Origin of the sequence: Pseudomonas sp. UBA5666, from assembly GCF_002420785.1 — a bacterium.
Classification (GTDB): Bacteria; Pseudomonadota; Gammaproteobacteria; order Pseudomonadales; family Pseudomonadaceae; genus Aquipseudomonas; species Aquipseudomonas fulva.
Window position 1 is genome coordinate 159,900 of the sequence record NZ_DIIQ01000037.1, and the last position, 8,402, is coordinate 168,301.

Here is an 8,402-nt window from a genome sequence, read left to right on the forward strand (position 1 = left end):
CATCATCCCTGCCTTGAACACGCGATCGGTAAGGCCGGCGGCATGCCGCCACGGCATTTGAGTACCCGCCACTGGGGTGGGCGTGCGTCGATGGCGATGCGCAATGCCGCAGGCGACGGGTTATGCATGGCCGCTTGCCCACGGCAGGCGAACGCCAGGGCCTGCCCGGTTTCCGCCGCGACCTGCAAGCGGCGCAAGGCGCGGTCGTCGGCGCGTTCTGGCCAACACACCACCGCGGCACAACTGCCCGAACGCAGGCACTGTTCGGCGGCCCACAGGGTGTCGGTAGTGCCCGCGTCGACCTGGAACAGCCAGCGCAGGTCGATACCCGCCGCCTGCCAGGCTGGCGCAAAAGGAATGAAGGGAGGTGATACCAACACCACGCGTCCGCCCTCGCCGCTCAGGCGCGCCAGCGTGGGCCAAAGCAATTGCAGTTCGCCGCTACCAGGGCGCACGAGCAACAATTCGCTGAGCGCCGCCGCCGGCCAGCCGCCTTCGGGCAGGCGTTCGTCCAGGCTGGCATGCCCGGTCGGTTGCAGACCCTGTGGCCGGGCCTGGGCTTGACGGCCACGCCATACCCGACGCTGGTCGAGCAGCCTGTCCAGATCGATGACCGCGCCCATCAGTCGCGCCGCACCAGGCCACAGAAGATGCCTTCGATGAACAGCTCCTGATCCGGCCCTACGTCAATTGGTGCGTACGCCGGATTGCGCGGCACCAGCCGATAGCCCTCGCCGTGGCGCTGGAGGCGCTTGATGGTCACCTCGCCGTCCAGCCGAGCGACCACGATCTGCCCTTCCCGTACATCGCCCTGCTGGCGGATGCCGACCAGGTCACCGTCGAGGATGCCGTCACCTATCATCGAGTCCCCGCGCACCTTGAGCAGGTAATCGGGGGTACGACGAAACAGGCTGGGGTCGAGCATCAATTGCTCGTGGATGTCGAGGTCCGGCCCGATCGGCGCACCCGCGGCCACCTGTCCGAGCACCGGCAGTTCGAGCATTTCAGGCCGGCGTAGCGGCCTTGCCAGGCGAATACTGCGGGCCTGATTGGGGGTGACGTCGATGTAGCCTGCCTGGCACAGCGCGGTGATGTGCTTGCGGGCCACGCTGCGTGAGGCAAAGCCAAAGCGCGTGGCGATATCGGCCAGGCTGGGAGGCTGGCCTTGTTCGGTGATGCGCTCGCGAATGAAATCGAAAATGGCGCGGCGCTTGGGGGTTAGATTATCCATGGAGCACATTTGTACTCTTTCCGGAGCACGCTGACCAGCCCCCTTCGTCGTCGTCATTGGTTATGATCCTATGGCCACCCTGTACCTGCTTTGGAAATCCCCATGCTCAATGCATTGCTGTTCGACCTAGATGGCACCCTCACCGACACCGATACCCTCCATTTACAGGCGTTTCGCCAGCTCTTGCGTGAATACGACGGCCGAGCATTGAGCCAGGACCAGTTCGATGCTCAGATCAGCGGCCGGGCCAATGGCGAACTGTTCGCCGAGTTGTTCGAGGGTGCCACTGCCTTGCAGTGCCAGGCACTTGCCGAACGCAAGGAAGCGCTTTTTCGTGAAATGTCACCAAAGCTCGAGCCCCTGCCTGGGCTGATCCGTTTGCTCGATCACGCCAGCACCCACGGCTTTGGCATGTGCGTAGTGACCAACGCCCCGCGGCTCAATGCCGAACACATGCTCGCAGGCCTAAAGCTGAGCGACAGGTTCGACCACGTGGTGATTGCCGATGAACTGGCCAAGCCCAAGCCCGACCCGCTTCCCTACCTGACCGGCCTGCAGCGACTGGATGCCCATGCTGACCAGGCGTTGGCTTTCGAAGACTCGCTACCGGGCGTTCGGGCAGCCAGCGCTGCCGGGATCTTCACGGTCGGCCTTGGCACTACCCAGACGCCACAACGTTTGATCGAGGCAGGTGCGCGCCTGGTCATCGACAACTTCGAAGATGCGCGCCTGTGGGCGTTATTGGGCGCGGACAGGGCACCGGCGGGAAGCGATGACACAGCACGCTGAGCTTCACCTGCGCAGCCCCTTGCTGTTTCGCTTCGTAGCGTTGGGTATTGGGCTGGGCATGGTCGCCGTGTGCAGCCTGGCGTTGTATGCCATCTGGGTGGATGTGCTACCAGTCTTCGGGCGCCTGTACCGCGGTGCTCCGGTGGTCGAGACTTCGTTCGGAGCCTTTTTCGTGATAGGGGTGATTCCTTTGACGCCCATTGTGGTCGCCGCCGCCATGATCGGCCTTTTTACCGGCCGCAAGTTCGACCCGCCGCGGGCATCCTGGCTTGCTCGATTCCAGCTTCGCTCTTTCCAGGTCACACTCGTGGCGATATGCATCGTGGCCCCCGTGATGATTGCAGTGAGCACGGCCACGCTCCTGATCAAGGACTATCGGCCCTGCACCAAACTGCGCATTTCCGGATCGCGCGGGCACATGTTCTGGGTCAATGATGACCGGGTGTGTTTTACCCCGGATGCTTACATCAATGATCATTGGCCCTGCAAAACGGTGGGTGACCGGACGGTGTGCGTCCAGGTGGATGGCCACGCTCCACTCGGCTCGCAGGCTGCCCGGTAGAACCTCCTGGCCGCTTGGAGCGTCCTACAGCTATTCCTATTCTACCGCAGGCCATACGTGATCGCTGGCCTGCTATGTCTCCTCGACCCGACTGCCAAGCAAGGACAGCAACATGCCAAGCGACAAACCCGCCTTCAGCGGTTTCATTCGTGTACGGGGTGCGCGCGAGCACAACCTCAAGAATGTCAATGTAGAGGTACCGCGCGACGCATTGGTGGTGTTTACCGGAGTGTCGGGTTCCGGCAAGTCTTCCTTGGCTTTTTCGACACTGTACGCCGAGGCCCAGCGCCGCTACTTCGAATCGGTTGCGCCCTACGCTCGGCGGCTGATCGACCAAGTGGGTGTACCGGACGTGGACGCCATCGAAGGCTTGCCTCCCGCGGTGGCGCTGCAGCAGCAGCGTGGCAGCCCCAGTGCGCGGTCTTCGGTAGGCAGCGTCACCACGCTATCGAGCTCCATCCGCATGCTGTACTCGCGTGCAGGCCATTACCCCGCGGACCAGCCAATGCTGTATGCCGAGGATTTCTCGGCCAACACGCCGCAAGGCGCCTGCCCCGCGTGCCATGGGCTCGGCCGGGTCTACGAGGTCACCGAGGCGACCATGGTCCCCGACCCCTCGTTGAGCATCCGGGAGCGCGCAGTGGCTGCCTGGCCCATGGCGTGGCAAGGGCAAAACCTGCGGGACATTCTGGTCACCCTGGGCTACGACGTGGATGTGCCTTGGCGCGATCTGCCCCAGAAGCAGCGTGACTGGATTCTCTACACCGAAGAAACACCCACCGTGCCAGTCTACGCGGGCCTTACGCCGGCCCAGGCACGTGCCGCCCTCAAACGCAAGGCAGAACCTAGCTACCAAGGCACGTTCACCGGCGCTCGGCGCTATGTGCTGCATACGTTCATGCACTCGCAAAGTGCACAGATGCGCAAGCGCGTTTCCCGTTACATGCGCCCGAGCCCCTGCCCCACGTGCCAAGGCAAACGTCTCAAGCGCGAGGCATTGAGTGTCACCTTCGCAGGCCTGGATATCGCAGCGCTTTCGCAACTGCCCCTGCAGGCCTTGGCTGAGGTATTGCGCAAGGTGGCGGCAGCCGAGTACCTGATTCAGGACGATGACCTGACAGTTGAAAAACGCCTGGCCGCGCAACGCATTGCCAGTGAGCTGCTGGTGCGCATCGACACGCTGCTTGAGCTCGGCCTGGGTTACCTGGCACTCGAACGCAGCACCCCTACCCTGTCTTCGGGCGAGCTGCAGCGCCTGCGCCTGGCTACGCAGCTCAATTCGCAGCTGTTTGGCGTGGTCTATGTGCTGGACGAACCCTCCGCCGGCCTGCACCCGGCCGACAGCGAAGCCTTGTTCGATGCCCTGCAGCGCCTCAAGCAGGCGGGCAATTCGGTGTACGTGGTCGAACACGACCTGGACACCATGCGCCGTGCGGACTGGCTGGTGGACGTGGGGCCGGCCGCCGGAGAGCACGGGGGCAAGGTTCTCTACAGTGGCCCTCCGGCCGGCCTGGCCCAGGTCGAGCAATCGTGTACGGCCCGCTATCTATTCCAGGCACAGGACAAGACACACCGCCAACATCGCGAGCCCCAGGCCTGGCTACGCCTGGAGGGCATAACCCGCAACAACCTCGACAACCTCAGTGCAGCGTTCCCGCTGGGCTGCTTCACGGCGGTGACCGGCATTTCGGGCTCCGGCAAGTCGAGCCTGGTCAGCCAGGCCCTGCTGGACTTGGTAGGCACACACCTGGGTCACGCCGAGGCTTCACAGGATGCCCAGGTGCCTGACCTGGAAGACGAGCCAGAGCAGGTGAGCACGGGCCGCGTCAGCGCAGGCCTTGAGCACATCAAGCGGCTGGTGCAGGTAGACCAGAAACCGATCGGCCGAACGCCTCGGTCCAACCTGGCCACCTACACCGGCTTGTTCGATCATGTGCGCAAATTATTCGCCAGTACCGAACAGGCCAAGGCCCAGGGCTTCGATGCCGGGCGTTTCTCATTCAACGTCGCGAAAGGTCGATGCCCTACGTGCGAAGGCGAAGGATTCGTCAGTGTCGAGTTGCTGTTCATGCCAAGCGTGTTCGCTCCTTGCCCGACCTGTCACGGGGCCCGCTACAATCCAGAGACCCTTTCGGTGAGCTGGCAAGGCATGAATATCGCCCAGGTGCTGCAACTGACCGTGGAGCAAGCGCTGAGGGTGTTTGAGGATCAGCCCTCGGCGCGGCGTTCGCTTCAGGTGCTGCAAGACATAGGCTTGGGCTATCTGCGGCTGGGCCAGCCGGCAACGGAGCTGTCAGGGGGCGAAGCACAACGGATCAAGTTGGCCACCGAACTGCAACGCCAGGCCCGCGGCGCCACCTTGTATGTGCTCGATGAGCCCACCAACGGCCTGCACCCACAAGATGTCGACCGGTTGCTGGTGCAGCTCAACCGCCTGGTGGATAACGGCCACAGCGTGGTGGTGGTCGAACATGACATGCGCGTAGTCGCCCAGTGCGATTGGGTGATCGACATCGGCCCTGGGGCTGGCGATGCCGGCGGCAAGGTGGTCGCCAGCGGCAACCCCGGTCAGGTGGCCAAGGCCAAGCACAGCCGCACAGCCGCCTTCCTGGCACGGGCCTTGTAGCAGCGCTGGATAACATCGACGCAGGCGCAAGCGGCCACACAACGGCTGCATCCAACACCTTAGACAGGCTGTTTCATGGACAAGTACGCACCCCGCCAGTGGTTACCTCACGAGAAACCGACCCTGCCAGGTTCGCCGTCCACGCCCCTGCACAGCCCAGCCAAGCGCCTGGCCTATGGTCTGGTTGGTTTGCTGGTCGCCATCACCGGCGGGCTGGGCAACGCGCTGGTGACCGCAAACCTTGTGTTCCTGCAAGGTGCACTGGGCGCGACCACTGCGGAAATGGCCTGGTTGCCGGCTGCCTACGTGATGACCAACGTGTCCATGAACCTGTTGCTGGTCAAGTTTCGCCAGCAATTCGGACTGCGTGCCTTTACCGAAGTGTTTCTGGTGCTCTATGCCCTGGTGACCTTCGCCCACCTGCTGGTCAACGACCTGAATTCGGCCATTGCCGTGCGGGCCGCCCACGGCATGGTGGGCGCCGCGTTGACCTCGCTTGGCCTGTACTACATGATCCAGGCCTTCCCGGCACAGTGGCGGCTCAAGGCAATGGTTCTGGGCCTTGGCGCTTCCCAGCTGGCCTTGCCGCTGGCACGGATATTTTCTGAAGACCTGCTGTTGATCGCCGAGTGGCGGGGGCTTTACTTGTTCGAACTGGGGCTGGCGCTGACAGCCCTGGGCTGCGTACTTCTGCTCAAACTACCGCCCGGTGACCGCTTCAAGACCTTCGAGCCTCTGGATTTTCTCACCTTCGCCCTGATGGCCAGCGGCACGGCGCTGCTCTGCGCGGCCTTGTCGCTTGGGCGCATCGACTGGTGGCTGGATGCGCCGTGGATCGGCATGGCGCTGGCAGGCTCGATCGTCCTGATCCTGAGCGGGCTGGCGATCGAGCACAACCGGGAGAACCCCCTGCTGATGACGCGGTGGCTGGGCAGCGGCGCCATCATCCGCCTGGGGCTGTGCGTGATCCTCATCCGTATGGTCACCTCCGAGCAATCCACCGGCGCAGTCGGCTTTCTGCAGATGCTCAACATGTCCAGTGAACAGATGCGTTCGCTGTACTGGATCATGCTGCTCGGTGCGGTCGCCGGGTTGGCGACCAGCGCCTTGACCATCAACCCTAACCACTTGATCCTACCGCTGCTGATCTCCCTGCTGGCCATGGCAGTAGGCGCCTTCATGGACAGCACGTCGAGCAACCTGACCCGGCCTGCGCAAATGTACCTGAGCCAGTTTTTGTTGGCCTTCGGCAGTACGTTCTTCCTGGGCCCCTCCATGGCCCTGGGCATTGGCCATGTGCGGGCCAACCCGCAGAACCTGGTGAGCTTCTCGGTGCTGTTCGGCATCTGCAACAACCTCGGTGGTCTGATCGGTGCAGCGCTGCTGGGCACGTTCCAGATCTGGCGGGAAAAATTTCACTCAAGTCACCTGATGGACCACCTGAGCAGCGTGGAACCGCTGGTCACCGCCCGGGTTCAAAGTGGGGGTGCAAGCGTCGGGCGCCTGATCGCCGACCCTGCCCTGCGTACTGAAGTGGGCATGCGCCAACTGGCTAGCGCGGCCACCCGAGAAGCCAATGTGCTGGCCTACAACGATGTGTTCATGCTCATTGGCGCTATCGCTATTCTCACCATGATCTGGATCTGCATACGCGGCACCTGGCTCTGGTACAGCAAACGTCAGGCTCGCCTGACCGACTCATCCCTTGGCGCACCGACACGATGACCGAACAATCCCGCACCACCACCACGACTGCCATCGCCGAAGCGCCGGAGGGCACTACGCCACCAAGTGAGCCAACTTCACCCGGACGCACTCGCAAGGTGCGCATACTGTCAGCCATCACCTTCGGCTGTGTCGCCCTGGTCGGCGTACTGGTGGTGCTTTATGCGTGGCGCCTGCCCCCTTTCAGCAGCGCCATCGAAAGTACCGAAAACGCCATGGTGCGCGGGCAGGTCACGATCATCGGACCGCAGTTGAGCGGCTATATCGTCGAGGTGCCAGTGCAGGACTTCCAGTACGTCAAGGCGGGCCAGTTGCTGGTCAAGCTCGATGACCGGATCTACACCCAGCGCCTTGCTCAGGCCATCGCTCAGCAGCAGCAACAAGAGGCGGCGCTGGCCAACAATGCGCAGCAGCGCAAGAGCGCTGAGGCGACCATCGCCCAGCGCCAGGCTGCCATCAATGACGCTGCCGCGCAGTTGACCAAGGCGAAGGCCGATCTGTCGCGCAACCAGGCGCTGGTCACCGATGGATCGGTGTCACGACGTGAACTGGATGTCACCCGCGCCAGCGAGGCGGCGGCGGCGGCGAGCCTTGCGCAGGCAAAGGCTGCGCTGGAGATTGCCCGGCAGGATCGCGAGTCGGTGATCGTCAACCGCGCGGCGCTGCTGGCTGCGGTCGAGAATGCCAAGGCCGCCGTGGCCCTGGCCCGCATCGACCTGGACAACACCCGCGTGACCGCGCCAAGGGACGGGCAGTTGGGGCAGATCGGGACGCGCCTGGGCGCCTATGTCAACTCCGGTGCCCAGCTGATGGCGCTGGTACCCGATACCTTGTGGATCATCGCCAATATGAAGGAAACGCAGATGGCCGACGTGCGCATCGGCCAGCCGGCCAGTTTCACGGTGGATGCCTTGAACCATCTCAAACTGTACGGGCACATCGAACAGATTTCCCCTGCCACTGGCTCGGAGTTCGCGTTACTTCAGGCGGACAATGCGACCGGCAACTTCGTCAAAATCGCCCAGCGCATTCCGGTGCGTATCACAGTGGATGCCGGCCAGCCAGAGGCTGCGCGGCTGCGGCCGGGTATGTCGGTGGTGGTCAGTATCGACACGGGGGAGCAGCCGTCCTGTGGCAGAGCGGGTTGCTAGCGGATTGATGGGGGGTGTGCCCTTGGATGGGTCACGTGTTGGCGAGAGTGGACAATGGGTATTACTCTACACCCCATAGATCAGTCTCTTTAATCAGGGTGTGGCTGCATTCGAACACCTTTGCGAGCCACCACTTCTTGTAGGAGCGACCATGTGCCACGATGGCCGTGCAGCGGCCCCAGTTTATTTGCTGTGATTCAAACACTAGGGCCGCTTCGCGGCCATCGCGGCACAAAGTCGCTCCTACACGGGATATATATCGCGGCAAGTTTAGACATTATCATCCCCACCACAGACGCTGTTGATCTTGATCTTGAT

At 63.0% G+C, this 8,402-nt stretch carries 7 protein-coding genes; 5 read left to right on the forward strand and 2 right to left on the reverse strand.

Annotated elements, in window-relative coordinates:
- Window positions 1-2 precede the first annotated feature (2 nt).
- Both imuA and lexA read right to left on the reverse strand, forming a co-directional pair.
- On the reverse strand, window positions 3-623 hold the full coding sequence (imuA, locus tag B2Y33_RS16445; protein WP_027916357.1) for a translesion DNA synthesis-associated protein ImuA: 621 nt from the start codon (window positions 621-623) through the stop codon (window positions 3-5).
- Window positions 623-1,240 carry a transcriptional repressor LexA gene (gene lexA / locus B2Y33_RS16450; RefSeq protein WP_027916358.1) on the reverse strand — a complete coding sequence of 206 codons (618 nt, stop codon included), beginning with the start codon at window positions 1,238-1,240 and terminating at the stop codon, window positions 623-625. The genes imuA and lexA overlap by 1 nt, the downstream gene beginning before the upstream one ends.
- Before the next feature lie 93 nt (window positions 1,241-1,333).
- On the opposite strand from lexA, the gene B2Y33_RS16455 reads away from it, so the two are divergent.
- The 5 genes from B2Y33_RS16455 to B2Y33_RS16475 all read left to right on the forward strand — a co-directional run bounded on the left by B2Y33_RS16455 (window position 1,334) and on the right by B2Y33_RS16475 (window position 8,084).
- Window positions 1,334-2,020 carry an HAD family hydrolase gene (locus B2Y33_RS16455; RefSeq protein ID WP_027916359.1) on the forward strand — a complete coding sequence of 229 codons (687 nt, stop codon included), beginning with the start codon at window positions 1,334-1,336 and terminating at the stop codon, window positions 2,018-2,020.
- A complete protein-coding gene (locus B2Y33_RS16460; RefSeq protein WP_027916360.1) occupies window positions 2,004-2,582 on the forward strand; it encodes a hypothetical protein in 579 nt (192 codons plus the stop codon). The genes B2Y33_RS16455 and B2Y33_RS16460 overlap by 17 nt, the downstream gene beginning before the upstream one ends.
- Window positions 2,583-2,694: 112 nt before the next feature.
- Window positions 2,695-5,208: an excinuclease ABC subunit UvrA gene (uvrA, locus tag B2Y33_RS16465; RefSeq protein ID WP_027916361.1), complete on the forward strand. Its 2,514-nt coding sequence runs from the start codon at window positions 2,695-2,697 to the stop codon at window positions 5,206-5,208.
- 75 nt (window positions 5,209-5,283) lie between these two features.
- Window positions 5,284-6,933, forward strand: coding sequence for an MFS transporter (locus B2Y33_RS16470; protein ID WP_027916362.1), 1,650 nt, complete (start codon window positions 5,284-5,286; stop codon window positions 6,931-6,933).
- Window positions 6,930-8,084 (forward strand): HlyD family secretion protein, encoded by a 1,155-nt coding sequence (locus B2Y33_RS16475; protein ID WP_028687774.1) that lies wholly within the window; start codon window positions 6,930-6,932, stop codon window positions 8,082-8,084. Before B2Y33_RS16470 ends, B2Y33_RS16475 begins: the two co-directional genes overlap by 4 nt.
- The last annotated feature ends 318 nt before the right edge of the window (window positions 8,085-8,402 follow it).